16 protein-coding genes are annotated in these 19,752 nt (G+C 54.8%); all 16 read right to left on the bottom strand.

The features are described 5' to 3' along the window. Positions 1 to 110 precede the first annotated feature (110 nt). The gene (locus tag L1F29_RS10495; protein WP_258388263.1) at positions 111 to 386 is read right to left on the bottom strand and encodes a YlmC/YmxH family sporulation protein; all 276 of its coding nucleotides are present in this window, start codon (positions 384 to 386) and stop codon (positions 111 to 113) included. A gap of 156 nt (positions 387 to 542) precedes the next feature. Then, the gene (gene sigG / locus L1F29_RS10490; protein ID WP_204816492.1) at positions 543 to 1,325 is read right to left on the bottom strand and encodes an RNA polymerase sporulation sigma factor SigG; all 783 of its coding nucleotides are present in this window, start codon (positions 1,323 to 1,325) and stop codon (positions 543 to 545) included. A 201-nt stretch (positions 1,326 to 1,526) separates the two neighbouring features. Continuing rightward, positions 1,527 to 2,249 carry an RNA polymerase sporulation sigma factor SigE gene (gene sigE / locus L1F29_RS10485; RefSeq protein ID WP_162356506.1) on the bottom strand — a complete coding sequence of 241 codons (723 nt, stop codon included), beginning with the start codon at positions 2,247 to 2,249 and terminating at the stop codon, positions 1,527 to 1,529. 36 nt (positions 2,250 to 2,285) lie between these two features. Beyond that, complete coding sequence (gene spoIIGA, locus L1F29_RS10480) at positions 2,286 to 3,230, bottom strand: sigma-E processing peptidase SpoIIGA (protein ID WP_258388262.1); 945 nt, start codon at positions 3,228 to 3,230, stop codon at positions 2,286 to 2,288. A gap of 514 nt (positions 3,231 to 3,744) precedes the next feature. After that, positions 3,745 to 4,872 (bottom strand): cell division protein FtsZ, encoded by a 1,128-nt coding sequence (gene ftsZ, locus L1F29_RS10475; RefSeq protein ID WP_258388261.1) that lies wholly within the window; start codon positions 4,870 to 4,872, stop codon positions 3,745 to 3,747. A 17-nt stretch (positions 4,873 to 4,889) separates the two neighbouring features. After that, entirely contained in the window at positions 4,890 to 6,131 is a 1,242-nt protein-coding gene (gene ftsA, locus L1F29_RS10470; RefSeq protein ID WP_258388260.1) for a cell division protein FtsA, read from the bottom strand. A gap of 250 nt (positions 6,132 to 6,381) precedes the next feature. Beyond that, entirely contained in the window at positions 6,382 to 7,128 is a 747-nt protein-coding gene (locus L1F29_RS10465; protein ID WP_258388259.1) for a cell division protein FtsQ/DivIB, read from the bottom strand. Between the two features lie 136 nt (positions 7,129 to 7,264). Beyond that, a complete protein-coding gene (murA, locus tag L1F29_RS10460; RefSeq protein ID WP_258388258.1) occupies positions 7,265 to 8,548 on the bottom strand; it encodes a UDP-N-acetylglucosamine 1-carboxyvinyltransferase in 1,284 nt (427 codons plus the stop codon). A 15-nt stretch (positions 8,549 to 8,563) separates the two neighbouring features. Beyond that, positions 8,564 to 9,469, bottom strand: a complete 906-nt coding sequence (gene murB, locus L1F29_RS10455) for a UDP-N-acetylmuramate dehydrogenase (RefSeq protein ID WP_258388257.1) — start codon at positions 9,467 to 9,469, stop codon at positions 8,564 to 8,566. A gap of 171 nt (positions 9,470 to 9,640) precedes the next feature. Further along, the gene (murG, locus tag L1F29_RS10450) at positions 9,641 to 10,750 is read right to left on the bottom strand and encodes an undecaprenyldiphospho-muramoylpentapeptide beta-N-acetylglucosaminyltransferase (protein ID WP_258388256.1); all 1,110 of its coding nucleotides are present in this window, start codon (positions 10,748 to 10,750) and stop codon (positions 9,641 to 9,643) included. A gap of 7 nt (positions 10,751 to 10,757) precedes the next feature. Continuing rightward, entirely contained in the window at positions 10,758 to 11,855 is a 1,098-nt protein-coding gene (gene spoVE / locus L1F29_RS10445) for a stage V sporulation protein E (RefSeq protein WP_258388255.1), read from the bottom strand. A 44-nt stretch (positions 11,856 to 11,899) separates the two neighbouring features. Then, positions 11,900 to 13,336, bottom strand: a complete 1,437-nt coding sequence (gene murD / locus L1F29_RS10440) for a UDP-N-acetylmuramoyl-L-alanine--D-glutamate ligase (protein WP_258388254.1) — start codon at positions 13,334 to 13,336, stop codon at positions 11,900 to 11,902. A gap of 118 nt (positions 13,337 to 13,454) precedes the next feature. After that, positions 13,455 to 14,411: a phospho-N-acetylmuramoyl-pentapeptide-transferase gene (gene mraY / locus L1F29_RS10435; RefSeq protein ID WP_258388253.1), complete on the bottom strand. Its 957-nt coding sequence runs from the start codon at positions 14,409 to 14,411 to the stop codon at positions 13,455 to 13,457. Between the two features lie 12 nt (positions 14,412 to 14,423). Next, positions 14,424 to 15,839, bottom strand: a complete 1,416-nt coding sequence (locus L1F29_RS10430; RefSeq protein WP_258388252.1) for a UDP-N-acetylmuramoyl-tripeptide--D-alanyl-D-alanine ligase — start codon at positions 15,837 to 15,839, stop codon at positions 14,424 to 14,426. Continuing rightward, a complete protein-coding gene (locus tag L1F29_RS10425; protein WP_258388251.1) occupies positions 15,836 to 17,323 on the bottom strand; it encodes a UDP-N-acetylmuramoyl-L-alanyl-D-glutamate--2,6-diaminopimelate ligase in 1,488 nt (495 codons plus the stop codon). The genes L1F29_RS10430 and L1F29_RS10425 overlap by 4 nt, the downstream gene beginning before the upstream one ends. A gap of 90 nt (positions 17,324 to 17,413) precedes the next feature. Next, complete coding sequence (locus L1F29_RS10420) at positions 17,414 to 19,357, bottom strand: stage V sporulation protein D (protein ID WP_258388250.1); 1,944 nt, start codon at positions 19,355 to 19,357, stop codon at positions 17,414 to 17,416. Positions 19,358 to 19,752: the final 395 nt, after the last annotated feature.

Here is a 19,752-nt window from a genome sequence, read left to right as displayed (position 1 = left end):
AACAGTGTACCACAGCTAAGGATCGGCATGCGAACACTTGAATACGCCGGAGAGCTGGCCAAGATGTTATTTATGAATCTCCCGTCATATCCGGCGACTTCGGGCGAGGATCAACGCGCGGCTTGCTCCTCTTCTTCGCCCCGAAGAACTTTGGCGTCGTCGATGCGCACGAGCACGACATCCGCCCCAATCTTCACAATATTCCGCCAGGGGATAACGACATCCGTTCCGCCGCCGAACAGACCGAAGAACTTCGTGAAATTCGGAACGACGATCGAGTCGATCCGCCCTTGCCTGAGATCAAGCTCCAGATCGCTCACTTGGCCGAGCTTGCGGCCATCGACGATATTGATGACGTCCTTCGTTTGAAAATCGGATATTTTCATATGCCGATCACCACTTTTCCATCGGGATTGTCGTCCATTTTGCCTATACTTCTAGTATATGTGGATTTCGGGCAAAATGTCCTGATGCGCACAAAATAACCTGTTCCCCGCCGTCCATATGCCGCCCCATATAAAAAACGGCGCTAGCTGCGCCGTTTAGACTTTAACATGCTTCTGCATCTGTTGAATGGCCGATTTCTCCAGCCGCGACACCTGCGCCTGCGAAATCCCGATTTCGTCCGCGACCTCCATCTGGGTCTTGCCTTCGAAGAAGCGCATCGACAGGATCATCTTTTCCCTGTCATTCAGCTTATGCATCGCTTCCCGAAGCGCGATTTCCTCAATCCAGGAAACGTCCTTATTCTTATCGTCGCTGATCTGATCCATCACATAGATCGGGTCGCCCCCGTCATGATAAATCGGTTCGAACAACGATACCGGGTCCTGAATGGCATCTAGCGCGAAGACGACATCTTCCTTCGGAACATTGAGCGCTTCAGAAATTTCAAAAATCGTCGGTTCCCGCGAATTCTTGTTCGTTAAGCTGTCCCGTACCTGCAGCGCCTTATAGGCGATATCCCGCAGGCTGCGTGAAACACGGATTGGATTGTTATCCCGCAAGTACCGGCGGATCTCGCCGATAATCATTGGCACGGCATATGTCGAAAATTTAACGTTCTGACCTAGATCGAAATTGTCGATCGCCTTCATCAGTCCGATACAGCCGACCTGGAACAAATCGTCGACGAACTCACCGCGGTTATTAAACCGCTGAATGACACTGAGCACCAGCCTCAAGTTGCCATTGACCAATTTCTCTCTGGCTGCCCATTCATTCTTCGTCTGCAATGCGGTGAACAGCTCTCGCATCTCGGCATTCGTCAGAACAGGCAGTTTCGCGGTATCCACTCCACAAATCTCGACTTTGTTTCGGGTCAACGTGATTACCTCCCAAGGAGAAACATTAATGTTCATTATCTCCTCGAAGCCCCATTTTATTCCCCATGCAAAAACGGCTCCGTCCCCTCGAAAACGAAGGTCGAAGCCGTGTATTGACGGGTAAAAATCAGGTTCATGCCCTTTCCCGGGAAGGGGGTCTTGACAAAATATTTTCACTTGTTCTCAGGCTCTTGATTGTCCTCAAACCATCTTATTGAACTCTTTGCGCAGCCGCTTGATGATCCGTTTCTCCAGTCTGGAAATATACGATTGCGAAATGCCGAGCAGGTCCGCCACATCCTTCTGCGTCTTCTCTTCGCCATCGGCGAGCCCGAACCGAAGCTCCATAATGATCCGCTCCCGTTCCGTCAGCTTGTCGAGCGCCTTGTGCAGCAGCTTGCGGTCCACCTGCTCCTCGATGTTGCGGTAGATGGTATCGTTCTCGGTTCCGAGCACATCGGAGAGAAGCAGCTCGTTGCCGTCCCAGTCGATATTCAGCGGCTCATCGAAGGATACTTCCGTACGGGTCTTGCTGTTGCGCCGGAGGTACATCAGGATTTCATTCTCAATGCAGCGCGATGCATAGGTAGCCAGCTTAATTTTCTTCTCGGGATCGAATGTATTCACCGCTTTGATCAATCCGATCGCGCCGATCGATACGAGATCCTCGATATGGATGCCCGTATTCTCGAATTTGCGCGCAATATATACGACAAGCCTCAGGTTGCGTTCGATGAGCATCGCACGGATCGCGGTATCGCCGGAAGGCAGCTTCTCCAGCAAATACTCCTCTTCCTCGCGAGTCAGAGGAGGGGGCAGCGCCTCGCTTCCGCCGATATAATATATTTCTTCGCTCTTTAACCCGAATAAAAATAAAACGCGATAATAATATAACTGCAGGATCAATTTCCATTTGACGAGCATGATGCTCCATCCCTCCTCGGAGAACTGTGTACGGCTTCATTCGCTTACGATCCGATTTTGCAGCAGCGACGGATGGATTATTGCCCGATAGGCCCCATCTGCGACAAGCTTTCCGGCATCAAGGCCGATGAGCACTTTCGTTGATTCGAATGTTTCATCCTCCCGCTCGATGACCACCCGGTCCGGTTTGATGGCGAGCATAAACTGAGCGCCGCGGTTAATTCCCCGGTAAGGCACCAGCCGCAGCCGATCCTGCCAAGCGGATTCGCTTGCGTCCATATGCGCGATCAGCTTGTCGACCTGCGCCTCTTTGATTCCCAGGAGCCACGAGGCGGGCAAATCAGCCTGCCAGAGCGAGGCTTCCATTACCATAACCGGCGTTCTCGTCAGCGGTTCATAGAGCTGGTTGCCCGTATCAATCAGACCTGTACACCGCTGCTGACGGTCGCCGATCGTCACGCACACCTCCGCAAGATGGGTCTGCACAAGCGCTTTTTCCTTGCGGAAAACCATGACCGACCGGTAAATATACAAGCCGATACAGACGGAGGACAACAGAAATGCGGTGCTTAGCTTTAATTCGGTATGTACATTCCCGTTTACGATCCACATGGAATCCCATAACCGATTGGAGCCGTTCATGAGCAAATACTGCAGTCCGAATACGGTGCCTCCGATCGCAAAATTGACGGCATAGAACGCGCCGATATAACGAAGGAACAACTGCACGCTTCCAAATCCGAATGCAACAAGAAGCATCATGATGGAGAACAACAATTTGAGCGGAATGGAAAATAGCAGGTTTAACGATGGAAACACGAGCATCACGGCATAAACGGCGCCGAGCGATGCGGACAGCAAGACCCGCCACCACCTGGCTCGAACGCCTCGAACCCAAGCGGTCAGCAGTAAGGTGGAGCCGTTAATGAGCACATTCATCAGAAATAAGACATCGACGTAGACCGCATCCAGGGCGTTCACCCTCCTGCTGCTGAGCCCCAATGCCGCCTGATCTGCTCCCGCGAAGGCGGTGGTCCGGCGGCTTGTGTCTAGTATATTTAAATCCTATTACAATGTCTGTCTAAACATGCCGTCAGCAGCGATCTTTTTTTGTCGAGGGTGTCGATTGGGGATTAACGGGAGTGTAGCTGACGCCGCCGCGGGATCATACGATCTGAATGCCGTATCGCTGCACAAAAAGACTGTCCCTTCGGTCTCATTCGACCTTATCGGACAGCCATAAGCATTCTATTCTTTCAATTCCATAAGCAGTACGGTATCGGCCGGATCCGGAAGCGGATAGGTGAAACGGGCACCGCTGCGAAAGACAGCTCTTGCCGGGATTGTGATCGGAATAGTCACGGAAATCAAGAAGCATGCCGGCGTGTCGCCTAAAGCAATACAAGGACTCTCATGGGGATAAAAAAAGACGGGATAACCAAGAACCCCAACACTCCCTGATCGGGAGTGTTGGGGTTCTTGTCCGTGAAGAAGTCTAGCGGTCGTTATTACGACGGTTACGCAGGAAAGCCGGGATATCCAGCTGATCGCTCGCTGAAGAGCCGCTGAACGTCTTCGGAGCGGCGCCGGCTGACGGCTGACGCGTCTCGCCGCTGCTTGCTTCGCTTGCTGTCTGCGTGCCAGGCGTACGGATTATGCTAGGTGCGCCTCGGTGTTCAAAGCCTGTTGCAATAACCGTCACCTTAATGTCTTCTTTCAAGTTTTCGTCGATGCTTGCGCCAAAAATCATGTTCACTTCCGGATCGGAGGCGGCGATGACGATTTCGGCTGCTTCATTGACTTCATAGAGCGACAGGTTCGACCCGCCGGTAATATTCATGATAATGCCGCGGGCGCCGTCGATGGAAGTTTCCAGCAATGGGCTTTGAATCGCTTTGCGTGCAGCTTCTGCTGCGCGGTTCTCGCCTGTCGCTGCGCCGATCCCCATCAAGGCGGAGCCGCGCTCGGTCATGATCGTCTTTACGTCGGCAAAGTCGAGGTTGATCAGTCCCGGTACGGCGATCAGGTCGGAAATGCCCTGCACCGCCTGCTTCAATACGTTATCGGCTTCCCGGAACGCTTCCAGCATCGGCGTTTTCTTATCGACGATTTCTAGAAGACGATCATTCGGGATAACGATCAACGTGTCTACTTTCTCTTTCAGCGCTTCAATGCCCATCTCGGCTTGACCCGAGCGCTTGCGTCCTTCAAATGTAAAGGGACGCGTCACAACGCCGACCGTCAATGCCCCGCACTCGCGTGCAATTTCCGCAATGACCGGAGCGGCGCCTGTTCCCGTACCGCCACCCATACCTGCCGTGACGAATACCATATCGGCGCCCTTGAGCGTGTTCATCACGCTCTCGCGTGATTCCTCCGCCGCTTTCTTGCCGACTTCCGGATTAGCACCGGCTCCAAGCCCTCGGGTAAGCTTGTCCCCGATTTGCAGCTTCTGCTCGGATTTCGCCATATGGAGCGCTTGCGCGTCCGTATTAACCGTTATAAATTCAACGCCTTTGACGCCGTTCTCAATCATTCGATTGACAGCATTGCTACCGCCGCCGCCGACGCCGATGACCTTAATTTGCGCCAGCTGCTCCATTTCAAAATCAAACTCCAACATTCTGTTGTTTCCCCCGATCAAATAAATTCACTAAACATATTTTTCAGACGTTCGAATAGTCCTGGCTTAGTTGACGCAGTTGATCCCGCTTTCCGGTTAGTCGTTTTCTTCGGAGCGCTGGCGGTGCGGTTACGCATATATTTGGAAACGTATTGGATCATGCCTACGCCGCTAGTGAATGCCGGATCTCGAACGCCGATATAATCGGGTACGGCTATGCGTACTGATGATTCCAATTCGGCTTGCGCAAGCGCAAGCGTGCCTGGCATCGTTACGGAGCCGCCAGTGAGCACATATCCGTTCACCTTGTCCCCGTAGCCCAGCCGGCGCACTTCTTGACGGATGAGGCTAAAGATCTCCTGCATCCGGGGCTCGATAATATTCGCCAAGTCGACCTGCGAAAATTCCTTCTCGACGTTGCTGCCCATGCGCATCACTTTGAACTTCTGGTCTTCTGCGGCATCGTCCAGCAATGCGCAGCCAAATTTCTGCTTGATTTTCTCCGCTTGCTCCGTCTGAGTGCGAAGCCCGTAAGAAATATCGCTTGTAACGTACTCGCCGCCGATCGGCAGCGTCGATGTGGCGCTGATGCTGCCTTGATCGAAGATCGCAACCGTGCACGATCCCGCGCCGATATCGGCCAGCACGGTGCCCATCATTTTCTCATCCTTTGTTAAACACATTTGACCGGAAGCAAGCGACATCAAGATGATTCCCGAAATGCGGAGATTCGCTTTCTCCACACAGCGGACCAGGTTATGTATCGCCGTCTTCGCTCCCGTAACGACTGTTGCTTCCACTTCCAAGCGAACGCCGATCATTCCGCTTGGGTCTGATATGCCTTCGAGACCATCTACTAAAAATTGCTTCGGCACCAGGTTGATAATTTCTCTCTCCGGTGGAAGCGCGACTACCTTAGCGGCCTGCAGCACCCTATCAATATCGTCTTCGCCGATCTCTCTGTCTTCATTAGACACGGCTACGACGCCATGATTCGTTTGTAATCCGATATGATTGCCTTGAATGCCGACGTAAACGTCGCTTATTTGAATGCCAACCATGCGTTCCGCATGATCCACCGCATTGCGGATGGATTGCACGGTTTGGTCAATATCCACGATGGCTCCTTTACGAATACCTTCCGAGTCGGCAGATCCAACTCCAATAATATTAATGGCTCCGCCTTGCACTTCGCCAATAATAGCACGAACTTTGGATGTACCGATGTCCAAACTGACGATGATGTCGTTGCTGCTCAACCCGTGGCACCTCCGTTTCAACGTAATGGGAATAGTCACCAATGCCATTCGCCTAGCATGCATCTCTACTTATTCAACGTCTTTTATACTTTCCCTCTTTTTCTACAAAATTTTCGCTATATGAAAATGTTCTCAGCCCTGTATTTATACAGATCTTGGCTGTTCCCAACGAAGCTCCAATGAAAAGAGAGTTACAAAAGCTACATAAATAAAATTCTATCATTCTTTGAGCCTATTGAGTAGTCTATTTTTACTCAGAATCCTCATTTTCTGGCTCTTCTGGAACGAACGGCACATAGGTGTCCGCCAGAAGCATCGTAACGATTCCAGGCTCCTGCGTTTCGATAACGGCATCAAGCGAGGCAATTTTATCTTGAAGCAAGGAAATCGCTGTCACGACCTCGAAGCGGGTTCTCGTATAAATTTTGATCCGGTCGGGATAAGCCTTCGACGGAGACGGCATAATCTCCGAGAAATCGGAGAGCGAGCCGGCTGGCAGTTCCGCAAGCTTCTTGCCCAGTTCCGCCTTAAGCGGATCATCCGCCTTCCAGCCGGACAGAATCGGCTTGTCCACGACGATCTCCGAGCCTGCCGGAACGATTGCGCCATTGGACAGCATCGCGGTCAGATCGCCATTGGAAGACAGCTCGAACGCGACGGTCGGATATTCGCTCACCGTAATCCGGATGCCGCCTGGAAATTTCTTGACGACCTCCACCTTCTCGACCGGCTTGATCGTCTTCACTCTATCTTCCACCGTCTTCGCCGTCGTGCCGAAGTAGGCGTCGCCTATGTTGATGCCAGCGGCCTTCTGAATGTCTTCCTTGCTCGAATACCGCTGTCCTTCGACGACGATGGAGGAAATTTTGCTGATGGAAGAATTAAAAAACAGCACACATAATATAACGATAAAGAGCAGTAAAAGGACTGCGAGCAGTTTCTTGCCGCCCCGTCGCCTTCGGACAGGTTCCCGCAGAACAGGCACTTTGTCTTGCATGGCTTGTCTCCTCTTCGTGCAAACGCAAAACGGCAAGCTGTACGGCCGGGCAACCGCCGCAATGGATGCGGATGAACGTTTGCTGGCTAACATCGCCGTTTGCGGAAATGATCCTTCACTTGTTCGAAATAGCTGCTTAAGGAATAATGATGGTATTGTCCGGCACCTCGGAATAACGCGATATGCGCGCTCCGAGCCGGCCAAGCATCGCTTCAATCCGGTCGTACCCGCGGTCGATATGATGCACCTGCTCAACTACCGTCTTTCCGTGTGCGGCCAAACCCGCTATTACGAGGGCGGCTCCCGCCCGAAGATCGGTTGCCTCCACAGTCGCCCCATACAAACGGGGCACGCCGCGTATGACCGCCGCATTCAGATCGACCCGGATATCCGCTCCCATGCGGGATAATTCGTCGACATGCTTGAAGCGCCCTTCAAAAATCGTTTCCTTCATAATGCTTACCCCATCGGCGAGCGCCTGCAGCACCATCACCTGCGATTGCAAATCGGTCGGAAAGGCCGGATAAGGCGAGGTAACGATGCGGTCGATCGCTTTCGGACGGGTTGAGCTGCCTACTTTAATTATATCACCGTCAACTATAATTTGAACACCGGCGCGCCTAAGCACATGAATCAGCGATGTCAGGTGGGCCGGATTCGTATTCTGCAGCGTTACTTGACCGCGCGTCGCCGCAGCCGCTACCATAACGGTTCCGGTCACGATACGGTCCGGAATGACTTGATACCGGCAGGGCGTCAGCTTCTCGACCCCTTCAATCGTTATGGTATCCGTGCCGGCGCCGATGATCTTCGCGCCCATCGTATTGAGAAAACGCTGTAAATCCTGAATTTCAGGCTCGCGGGCGGCATTGCTGATGGTCGTAAACCCCTCTGCCAGAACGGCGGCCATCATGATGTTCTCCGTCGCGCCAACGCTCGGGAAGTCCAAGTGAACTTCCGCTCCTCTAAGCCGTTTGGAATAACAGATAATGCGGCTTCCCTCTTCTTCGATTTGCGCTCCGAGCGCGATCAGCCCTTGCAGGTGCAGATCGATCTTCCGCTCTCCGATCGCACAGCCTCCCGGCTGGTAAATCGTTACCTCACCGAATCTAGCCAGAAGCGGTCCCATTAAAAAGATAGAAGAGCGCATTTGACGCATGAGCGCTTCCGGGACGTGCGACGAGTTGGCGCCGGATGTATCCAGCATGACGGTTTCGTCCTTGTGCTCCGCTCTGCAGCCGAGATCTCGCAGAATGTTTAACATCACGTCGATGTCGAGCAGCCTTGGCACATGATCGATCGTCACTTTTCCATCCACCAGCAAGCTGGCGGCCAGAATCGGCAAAGCGGCATTTTTCGCTCCTTGGATAACAATGGTTCCTGAGAGAGGTTTCCCGCCTTCAATCACCAATTTGTCCAATGTATCACCTCCAAATTACCGCTCACCCACCACCAATACCTCTGGCACCAGATCAATTCCGAAACGGTCTTTCACGGTGCTTTTAATAGTTGCCATGAGGGTGAGGACGTCATCAGCTGTCGCCTGCCCGGTATTCACAATGAAATTGGCATGCTGTGTCGAAACCACGGCACCGCCGGACCGAAGCCCCTTCAGGCCTGCTTCTTGAATGAGCCGCGCGGCAAAGTCGTGAGGCGGATTGCGGAATACGCTGCCCGCGCAAGCCAGATGCAGCGGCTGCGTACGCAGCCGCCGGGCTTTGTATTCAGCCATCGTTGCCGCGATTCCATCCTTGTCGCCTTCCTGAAGCTCGAACGTCGCGCCGACGACGATTCCAGGCTGCTCGTGAAGCACCGAATGCCGGTAAGAGAATTTCATATCCTCTGGACCATAGTGAACCAATTCCCCTGTTTCCAGTACAATCTCGGCTGATTTGAAAATACGGGACACATCCGACCCGTGGGCGCCCGCGTTCATATAGACGGCTCCTCCGACCGCTCCCGGAATCCCCCCTGCAAACTCCAGGCCGGTCAGTCCTTCCTTGCCCGCCATCACGGACAGCTTGATGAAGGAATACGCGGCGCCCGCATGGACGTGCGTGCCGTCGAACTGCACATAATCGAATTCTTTGCCCGGTTTGATAACGACTCCCCGAATCCCTTTATCGCTTATGAGCATATTGGAACCGCGGCCGATTTTGGTCCACGGCATGCCATGCTTGCGCAGCAATCGGATAAGCGAGACAAGATGTTCCTTGCTGCCCGGAATAACGAGGACATCGGCCGGTCCGCCAATTTTCCATGTCGTATATTCTGCGAGTGATTTCTGCAGGAAAACATCGCCGACTTGCGTCTGCTTCAATTCCGCTATAAACTGTTCCATCTGTCGTACCTCCTTATGCTACAGCGATTGTCAAAAGACCCTAGAAGCGCGTTGCCGGACCGGGCAGCCCGCTAACGCATCCGTGCTTGCGGGCCCGCCGGGTGACGGTCACGATTATAGGGTATACTATGCCCTCGCGCACAGGTGTGTGACAATCGCCCATATGATGAGCTATCTCTTCTTGACGAGCTTGATCAGCTCGCCGTTAATCAGCGACGCCGATTGCGGAATGCCTAGGGAATGCGAAGCTTTCCCCATGCTTGCAAGGCGGCCAGGATCCGTCATGATCGCTTGAATGCGCTCGAACAGCATCTCCCCGTTCAAGTTCCGCTCCACAATCATTTCTGCTGCCCCGGCATCCGCTATGCTTCGCGCATTTGCCTCTTGATGGTTGTTCGTCACGTTCGGTGACGGGATAAGAATGGAAGGTATGCCCAAAGCCGTCACCTCGGCAAGAGATGAAGCGCCGGAACGGCTGACGACGAGCGTCGTTGCCGCCAGCACCTCCGGCATATTATGCAAATACGGCAGCACGTGGATATAATTGGATAGTTTCGGTATAACCTTCTTCATCCGTTCCATCGTCTGCTCATAGTAGCTTTCTCCTGTTACAAACACAAAGTGGACGTTAGGCAGCCGCTGAAGCAGAGGCCCCATGTCCACCATCGCATCATTCATCGCCTTCGCGCCGCGGCTTCCGCCAACCATGAGCACGATTCGGCTTCCCAGCGGAAGACCTAACGAGGCGTAGCCTTTCTCCCGGTTTGCGCGGACGACATTCGACGCGCAAGGATTACCCGTGTGGACAATCCGCTTGGCTTTATTGAAAGAAGGTATCGATTCCTTGAAGCTGACCGCTACGCAGTCTACATAGCGGGCTAGAAATTTATTCGTCAATCCGGGATCCGCATTCTGTTCATGAATGATCGTCGGGATCCCCAGCTTCGCTGCCGCGTACACGACAGGACCGCATACATAACCGCCAGTTCCGACCACGACATCCGGCTTGAAGCTGCGGAGCAGCTCCTTCGAACGCCGGACTCCTCTAAGAAAACGCATGACCGTCTTGAAATTTTCAAGCGACAGCTTTCTTCTGAAACCCGTAATTTCAACCGATTCGAATTTGACCCCGTGCTCGGGCACGATTCGGCTCTCCATTCCCTTCGGTGTCCCGATATAGAGGAGGGACGTGCCGGGATCCTCCTCCTCCGCCTGCTTGCCGATCGCTAATGCCGGATAAATGTGGCCGCCGGTTCCGCCGCCGGTCAATACAATACGCATGAAAAGGTCACCTCGAATAACGGGATATATTAAGCAAAATGCCAAGCGATGTCAAAAGCAGCGTCAGCGATGATCCGCCATAGCTGACGAGCGGCAATGTAATGCCGGTTACCGGCATCATGCCGATGACGACGCCGATGTTAATGAAAACCTGCACGGCCACGATGCCGACGATGCCGACAGCCAGCAGGCTGCCGAACGTATCGGGAGCGGCAATAGCCGTACGCATACCGCGCCAAACGAGTATCCCGAATAGAATAATAATCGTTGCGCCGCCGATGAATCCGAGCTCCTCCGCCACGATCGAGAAGATAAAGTCGGTCTGCGGCTCGGGAAGATAATTGAACTTTTGCCGGCTCATGCCGAGTCCGAGCCCGACCAGCCCTCCCGGCCCGATGGCGTACAGCGATTGAATCGACTGATAGCCCGCTCCGAGCGGGTCCGCCCACGGATCGAGAAAGGCCGTTATCCGCTGCAGCCGGTAAGGCGCGGCAAGAATCAGGCCGACCAGCCCGGCAACGCCGATCATCGCCAGCGACCCCAGATGGGCAAGCCGCGCTCCTGCCGTATAGATGACGAGCATGGACGCGCCTACCATAACGGCGCCGCTGCCCAGATCGGGCTGCAGCATAATCATGCCGAAGGCCACGCCGAGGATGCCGAGCGGCGGCAGCAGACCTTTCAGAAAGAGCGTTACCGTCTGCTGCCTCTCGGAGAGCAGCTTGGCCAGGAAGATGACCATGGCCAGCTTCATGAACTCGGACGGCTGAATGCCGAACGAGCTGATCCCCAGCCAGCTTCTCGCTCCGCCGCGCACGACGCCGATCCCGGGAACGAGCACGAGCACAAGCAGGACGAAGCAGGCAATCAGGCCGGCCTTCGACCATTTCTTCCACACCCAATAGTCGGCATTCATCGTGACAAACATCGCCCCGATGCCAAGCGCGGCAAACAGCAGCTGCCGCTTGACGTAGTAGAACTTATCTCCGAACTCGTGGAACGCGAGCACGGCGCTCGCGCTGTACACCATAACAAGTCCGATGGCGAGAATAAGAAAAATCGAGACGATCATCCAGACATCCGGAGCGGACCTGGCTTTAACCATAGCGCAAACACCTCTGCATCGGTAAGTAGGGACGAGCCCCCTACTTACAACGTATGCGCCGATTGCTTAAAAATGCGCCCCCGCTGCTCGTAAGACTTAAACATATCCCAGCTCGCACAGGCCGGGGATAACAGAACGATATCGCCAGGCTCGGCAATGGAGGCGGCTTCGCGCACCGCTAGATGCAGCGTCGCTTCGGCGTCCTCCACAGGTTCGACGATTTTCACCGCCGATAAACCTGCCAGCCTCGCCACGGCCGCCAGCTTCTCGCGGGTTTCGCCGATGGTTACGATCCCTTTCACCTGATCGCGCATATGCGGCACCAGCTCCATGAAATCCAAACCTCGGTCGCGTCCGCCGGCAATCAGGACGATCCGGCCGGGAAACGAACGAAGCGCTATGATGGTTGCGACCGAATTGGTCGCTTTAGAGTCGTTGTAATATTTGACCCCTTTTCGTTCACAGACGAACTCCAGCCGATCCTCGACGCCGTTGAAATCGCGAAGCGGCTGCAGCAGCGACTTCGGATCGGCGCCCGCAGCGATGCAAGCCGCTATCGCAGCTAGTGCGTTGGCGGCATTGTGACGCCCTGGAAGGCCCAGCTCGTTCACAGGCATTATCGTCTGCGTCACGCCGTCTTGTTTCTTCCACACGATCTGCCGCAGAACCTCGCCGTCAGGCTCCGTCAGATCGGTCGGAAACGGCGGCGATATGAAGATGCCCTGCGAGAGCTCCTGAGTCGTGGAGAACGGCAGGATCTTAGCCCGGATCGTCCCTTTGTCCATCAGCTCGCGGCAGACCGGGTCGTCGGCGTTCAGCACGGCCGTGTCTTCCTCTGTCTGATTCGCAAACAGCTTCTCCTTGGATGCGATGTAATCTTCGATTCCATCATGGTAATCCAAATGCGTCTCCGCGATATTGAGCAGCAGCGCCACGCGCGGACGGAACGACTGCGTTCCTTTCAGCTGGAAGGAGCTCAGCTCGGCAACGATCCAATCGCCCGGTTCCGCTGTTTGGGCCGCTTCGCATAGAGGCGTGCCGATATTGCCTGCTACGATCGGCCTCAGCTGGGCCGAATCGAGCAGTTCGCCGATCCAAGTCGTCGTTGTCGTCTTGCCGTTCGAGCCGGTGATGCCGATAATCGGAGCCGGCGACAGCCAGTAGGCGACCTCCACTTCCGTCACCACGTCGAGCCCCAGCTCCATCGCCCGTTTAACGGGAGCAGCCGTATATGGGATGCCCGGATTCTTGACGACTAGCGCCGTATCCTTCGTAATAAGCGAATCCGGATGCCCTCCGCATATGACAGAAACACCCAAAGCGTCCAGCTCGTCCGCTTCGGGGCATAGATGACGTTCCTGTTGATCGTTAACGGTCACCAGCGCGCCGAGCTTGTGAAAAAGCTTGGCAACGCTGACGCCGCTTCTGGCAAGACCGAGTACAACGACTTGCCGGTCCTTATAAGATTTCGGGTCATTCATGGTGATTAAGTCCCCCTCGGTCCATCCGTTGGTCTACCCTTGCGGGTTACGCTGCTTGATTCTCGTCCTGTCGCTGGCAGCGTCGGCCTAAAATCAAGCAGCGGTTCAGCTTAACGGCCTAGCGGCCCAGCAGAAGTCCTGCCGCGGCGAACAGGATGCCTACCGCCCAGAATGTAATGACGACGCGCCATTCATTCCAACCAGAGAGCTCGAAGTGATGATGGATCGGGCTCATCTTGAAAATACGCTTGCCCCGCAGTTTAAAGGAGCCTACCTGCAGAATGACCGACAGCATCTCGATTACGAACACGCCGCCGATAATCACAAGCAGAAATTCCGTCTTCGTCAATATAGCCACTGCAGCCATTCCCCCGCCAATGCCAAGCGATCCGGTATCGCCCATAAAGACCTTCGCCGGATGGGCATTGAAGACGAGAAAGCCGAGCAGCGCCCCGATCATGGCGGCTGAGAATACGGCGGATTCATGCTCGCTCGCATGCATGGCCAGCAGCGTGAAAGCGCCGAATGCGACAGCGCCCGTTCCGGCCAGCAGCCCATCAACGCCGTCGGTGAAATTCACCGCATTCGTTGTGGCGAACAGCATGATGATGACGAAAGGATAATAGAACCAGCCGAATTCCAGATCAATCGAAGTGCCTGGAATATTGACGATCGTGCTGTGGTTCATCTGATAGAGAAGGAAGCATATAATAACCGCGAACAGAAATTGGCCGATCAGCTTCTGCTTGGCTGTCAGGCCTAACGAGCGTTTAAATACGATCTTGATATAGTCATCCAGAAACCCGATAAGTCCAAATCCGAGCGACGCGATCAGCAGCACCCAGAACTCGGCCGTCTTATCCGAAAATTTAAGAAAAGCGAGCAGCGTCGCCAGCATGATGATGATGCCGCCCATTGTCGGCGTACCCTTCTTCTTCAGATGGCTTTGCGGACCGTCCGACCGGATTTGCTGGCCGAACTTCAGCCGTCTCAGGAGCGGAATGAACAACGGTCCGAGTAAAACCGCAAGCAGGAAGGAGGCGCCTATTGAGAGCAATATGACCTTGATGTCCATTTTCTCACCTCTCTATACGCGCTGCAGCGCTTGAATAATCTCTTCCATGCGCATGCCCCGCGAGCCTTTCACAAGAACGAGATCTTCCGGTGCGAGCCTGGTCAGCAGCCATTCGATCAATTCGTTCTTATCTTCAAACGCCACAACGCTCTGCCCTCCGGCTTCGAAATGATTCGCCGCAGCCGCGGCAGTATGGCGTGACAACGGGCCAAACGTCAGCACGGCATCCGCTTTATCCGGCGTTACGTATTGTCCGATGCCTGCATGCAGCTCCGCCTCCTCGGGGCCTAGCTCCAGCATATCGCCGAGAACGAGCCATTTGCGCCGGTAACCCGATAAGTGCTCGACAAAGTCGATAGCTGCACGGACCGCTGTCGGATTGGCGTTGTATGCATCGCTCAGCAGCAGCGCTCCGTTAGACGCGCGCAGCGGCTCGATGCGCATTCCGGTCAGCGTCAGTCCGTTCAGCCCTTCCTGGATACGCTCCTGCGGAACGCCGAGCAGCAATGCTGCGGCTATTGCCGCCAGCGCATTGGCTACATTATGCTGACCGAGAACCGGGATGCGGAGCCCTCTGAGCGAAACTTGCGGATCCCGCTTCGAAATCATATCGAAACGCGATGCGTCCGCTCCGAGCTCCACATTCACCGCCGACCAGTCATTGTCTGCCCCGATTCCGAACGTCTGCCTGCCGATCGCCGCCGGCAATTCCAAAGCCTGTACGCCGCTATGCAGCAGCGGCTCGTCTCCGTTGAACAGAAGAATGCCGCCAGGCTTCAGGCCGCTGGAAATCTCAAGCTTCGCCTTCGCAATCCCTTCGCGGGATCCCAGTTGGAGCAGATGCGCATCGCCGATGTTCGTAATGATCGCGATATCCGGCTGTGCGATCCGGGTCAGCAGCTCGATTTCGCCAAAGCCGCTCATGCCTAATTCGAGAACGGCAACCTCGACGGTTTCATCCAGCTGCAGTACCGTCAAGGGCAGTCCGATATGATTGTTTAAGTTGCCTTCAGTTTTGTGTACGCGAAAAACGCCGGCCAAAACCGACGCCGCCATATCCTTCGTTGTCGTCTTCCCGTTGCTGCCGGTAACGCCGATGACGCGCACCTGCAGCTCCTGCCTGTATGAGGAAGCGAGCCGCTGAAGCGCTTCGAGCGTATCTTCTACGAAGATGAGCGCAGCTTCTGACAGCCCCTCGGGAACCTCACGGCCGGATTGCCATAGAGCGGCCGCCGCTCCTGACGCGAATGCGCCTTGAACGAAATCATGCCCGTCATAATGCTCGCCGACCAGCGGTATAAACAGCTGACCCTGATGAACGCGGCGCGAATCCGTCGTCACGCCCGCAATCCCCGTATTAGGCAGGCTCGCCTTTGAAATTGTTCCACCGCACATGACGGCCATGTCGGCTAATGTTCGTTTTATCACTTTTCCAGACTCCTTATCGCTTCTTTGGCCACTTCCCGGTCATCGAAATCATGCGTTACGCTGCCAATGATTTGATACGTTTCGTGTCCCTTGCCCGCAATTAATACTACATCTTCATGGCTGGCCATTTCAACCGCTTTTTGAATCGCCAAGCGGCGGTCGGGCTGCAGCTCATACCTTTCTTGCGGTACGCCGTCATTTTGAAGTCCGGCTTCAATGTCGGCGAGAATGCGAATCGGATCCTCGGTCCGGGGATTATCCGACGTTACGATGACATAATCGGAGTAGGCTGCAGCAATGCGGCCCATAATCGGGCGCTTCGTCCGGTCGCGGTCGCCTCCGCAGCCGAACACGCATATAATCCGCCCGGAAGCGATCTCCTTGACGGCTTTCAGCACATTGTCCAGTCCGTCCGGCGTATGCGCGTAATCGACGATAACCGCGAACGGCTGTCCGGCATGAACGGCTTCCACACGGCCCGGAACACCCGGAACGGCTTCCAAACTTTGCTTGATCTGCTCCAGAGGAATATTCTCCACCAGCGCGGCGGTAATAGCTGCAAGCGCATTATAGACGTTGAAGGTGCCCGCCATCCGCAGCGTTATATCCGCCTCGCCCCGGAAGGTCGTTACATGGAACGAGGTCCCGTGTACGGTAATTTTGATATCGGACGCGCGGACGTCGGCTTCCTGCTTCACCCCGTAGGTTAACACCTCGGCAGCGGTCAAGCGGGCGAATGCCTCCGAGGCAGGATCATCCGCATTCAGCACCGCATACGAGCGTTCATCCTGCGATGCTCCGCAATCATTCCCGAGCCGACCGAACAGAAGCCCCTTGGCCGCGGCGTAACGCTCCATCGTGCCATGATAATCGAGATGGTCCTGGGTCAGGTTTGTAAAGACGGCTGTCCGGTAACGGCATCCCTTCACCCTTCCCTGCTCCAGGGCATGCGAAGATACTTCCATCGCGCAATAATCCGTCCCCTCCGCGACCATCGCCGCGAGATAACGCTGCAGCTCAAGCGCTTCCGGCGTCGTGCCGGACATGGGGTAGGTCTTTCCGCCGTATCGCATTTCGACCGTGCCGATCACACCGGGCCGGTGCTTGGCATCGGCCAGTATTCGTTCGATCAAATAAGTCGTGGTCGTCTTGCCGTTCGTCCCCGTAATTCCGATCAGCTTGAGCGACCTGCTCGGGTGGCCGAAATACTCATCGGCCATGACTGCCATCGCGAAACGGCTGTCCTTCACGATGATTTGGGGGGCGTCGACATCGAGCTTCCGCTGGACGACGAGTGCTTTCGCACCGCGCTTCAATGCTTCCTGTGCATAATCATGCCCATCCATATTATGGCCGACCAGGCAAATAAACAAGTCGCCTTCCGACACCTTCCGGGAATCGGTCTGGATCCCTGTTATTTCCTTATGGCCGTCACCTGCGACTACCGCCGTTTCCAGCAGCGCCGCCAATTGATCCAGTCGCATGTGCTCTTCCTCCTACGGGACCGCCAAGACTTGCGCCTTGAAGCGGTAGCCCTTATCTGCTTGATAGCTTGATGATATTCTCCATTATGGTCAATGATGTTGGCTTTCATCATCTTCTTTGGCTAAATATATGCGGATCGTCGATCCGCGTTCCACGCGCGTGCCTGCAGCCGGGGCCTGCCGGATGACCGTATTGCCGCTTCCCGCCGAGGTCAGGTTGAAATTCATGTTCATGTCCTCGTAGATATCGGAAACGGTCTTGCCGACGAGGTTTGGTACGACAACGATCCGCGGCGCGTTATCGCCGTATTTGTACTCCCGTTCGATCTGTTTCGCTCGGGGAGCGATGCCCATGTATGGAAGCGAGTCGGCCAAAATGTTTTGAACGATCGGAGCAGCGACAACACCGCCGAATTGGATGCCCTGCGGGTTATCAACGGCGACATAGACAACGATTTTCGGATCGTCGGCCGGCGCGAAGCCGACAAATGATACGATGTGCTCGTTCGGTGAATATCTGCCGTTAATGACTTTCTGTGCCGTACCCGTCTTGCCTCCGACGCGGTAGCCGTCGATAAACGCATTTTTGCCGGTGCCTCTGGCAACGACGCTTTCCAACGCTTCTCGGACCTGCTGGCTCGTCTTCTCCGAAATGACCTGCCTGACAGCCTCTGGCTGGATCGTTTCCACGGTTTCTCCAGTCTCGGGATTGATCCACGATTTGGCAACATGCGGCTTATAGAGCGTGCCGCCGTTGATCGCAGCCGATACGGCTGTAATTTGCTGAATCGGCGTTACCGATACCCCTTGGCCGAAAGCCGTCGTTGCCAGCTCCACCGGTCCGACCTGCTTCAGCTTGAACAGGATGCCGTTCTCCTCGCCGCCAAGATCGATTCCGGTCTTCGTACCGAAGCCGAAGTCGCGAATATAGCTGAACAGCTTTTCTTTACCCAGACGGTTGCCGAGGGCGACGAAGCCGGGGTTGCATGAATTTTGCACGACCTCCAAGAACGTCTGGCTGCCATGGCCGCCTTTCTTCCAGCAGCGCAGACGTGCGCCGCCGACTTCAACAGCGCCGGGATCGAAGAAATGCTCGTTCTTCAAATTCACCTTATTCTCTTCCAGTGCGGCCGCCAGCGTGATGATCTTGAAGGTCGACCCCGGCTCGTACGTCATCCAAATCGGCAGAATGCGATTATAGACCGCCGGCTCCGCGTCTCTGAATTTGTCCGGCTCGAAAGCCGGGCGGCTGGCCATCCCTAAAATTTCTCCATTCGTTGGATCCATGGCGATGGCAATGATATTATTCGCTTGAAACTTAACCATCGCTTGATCAAGCTCGCGCTCCATGATCGACTGAATTTGCTTGTCGATCGTCAGCTGCATGTTGAGCCCGTCCTTCGGTTTCAAATAGGTGTCGGACGAGCCGGGCATTACTCTGCCCTTCGCATCGGATAGGAAGGAGATATTTCCGTTAATGCCTTCCAGGAATGAATTGTATTTGGCTTCGACACCGGTCAGCCCGCCATCCAGGCCAACGATGCCAAGAACATGAGACGCGAAATCCCCAAAGGGATAATACCGCTTGTTGTCCTCGGCTACGATAACGCCCGGCAGATTCAAATCTCGAACCTGCTGCGCCTTCTCCGTCGTTATTTTCCGCCCGCCGGGCTGGACGTTGACGATCATCTGTTTTTTCTTGACGAAGCTGTACACTTTCTCTTCCGTCATCCCCAGCACGTTGGCCAGCTGAGCGGCCGTTGCCTTGGCGTCCTTGATTTGCGCGGGAATAACCATAACGGTTGGTGAACTTATATTATACGCAAGCCGGACACCGTTTCGGTCCCAAATCTCGCCCCTCTTGGCTGAGAATGGAATTTCGCGGCGCCACGAATCTTCTGCTTTCGCGGTAAGCTCCTCGCCCGTCAGCAGCTGGACGTACCCGAGCCGACCGGCAAGCAGCGAAAAAGCCAAGATGGACACGATCAGCGCGATAAAAAGTCTGCGCCGGACGGTTACATTCGATACCTTCACTTGTCTTTCCCCCTCCAATAGGCGCTTGATCGAGAAGGAACATGTCCTTCGTCATATCTAATCCAAGCCTATTCGGAATCAAAAGGGGTTAGAACAAGCCTTCCGCTGCTGCGTCATCATACATCGGGCAATTATGTGCCGCGTTAAGTGCTTTCGTTAGCTTAAGTTTGCCTCTAAAAATGTCATTCGTGGGTCTATCGGAACTATCGGCTTAACATTGACGATAGATTCCAACTCTGTGAAGCCAGAAAGCGGCGTTACCGCTGCAGATCTACTTACTCCGGCGGACGAGCGGTTTCAAGCCAGCCTGTAAGGCCCTTTTTCGGCGTTACAGACGACCACACCCACACTCCGCTATGCTATGCTGTAACGCCGTTTTTCGGCCTTACAGCTGC

The sequence above is a fragment of the Paenibacillus spongiae genome (assembly GCF_024734895.1).
GTDB classification, from domain to species: Bacteria; Bacillota; Bacilli; order Paenibacillales; family Paenibacillaceae; genus Paenibacillus_Z; species Paenibacillus_Z spongiae.
This window is presented reverse-complemented; position numbering and strand designations above follow the sequence as displayed.

Coding starts and splice junctions, on each gene's coding strand:
- murG (WP_258388256.1), bottom strand. CDS start 10,750: ATGCGTATTGTATTGACCGGCGGCGGAACCGGCGGCCACATTTATCCG.
- mraY (WP_258388253.1), bottom strand. CDS start 14,411: ATGGACATCAAGGTCATATTGCTCTCAATAGGCGCCTCCTTCCTGCTT.
- sigE (WP_162356506.1), bottom strand. CDS start 2,249: ATGCTCGTCAAATGGAAATTGATCCTGCAGTTATATTATTATCGCGTT.
- L1F29_RS10425 (WP_258388251.1), bottom strand. CDS start 17,323: ATGCGACTGGATCAATTGGCGGCGCTGCTGGAAACGGCGGTAGTCGCA.
- ftsZ (WP_258388261.1), bottom strand. CDS start 4,872: ATGTTGGAGTTTGATTTTGAAATGGAGCAGCTGGCGCAAATTAAGGTC.
- spoVE (WP_258388255.1), bottom strand. CDS start 11,855: ATGGTTAAAGCCAGGTCCGCTCCGGATGTCTGGATGATCGTCTCGATT.
- L1F29_RS10465 (WP_258388259.1), bottom strand. CDS start 7,128: ATGCAAGACAAAGTGCCTGTTCTGCGGGAACCTGTCCGAAGGCGACGG.
- murB (WP_258388257.1), bottom strand. CDS start 9,469: ATGGAACAGTTTATAGCGGAATTGAAGCAGACGCAAGTCGGCGATGTT.
- murD (WP_258388254.1), bottom strand. CDS start 13,336: ATGAATGACCCGAAATCTTATAAGGACCGGCAAGTCGTTGTACTCGGT.
- L1F29_RS10495 (WP_258388263.1), bottom strand. CDS start 386: ATGAAAATATCCGATTTTCAAACGAAGGACGTCATCAATATCGTCGAT.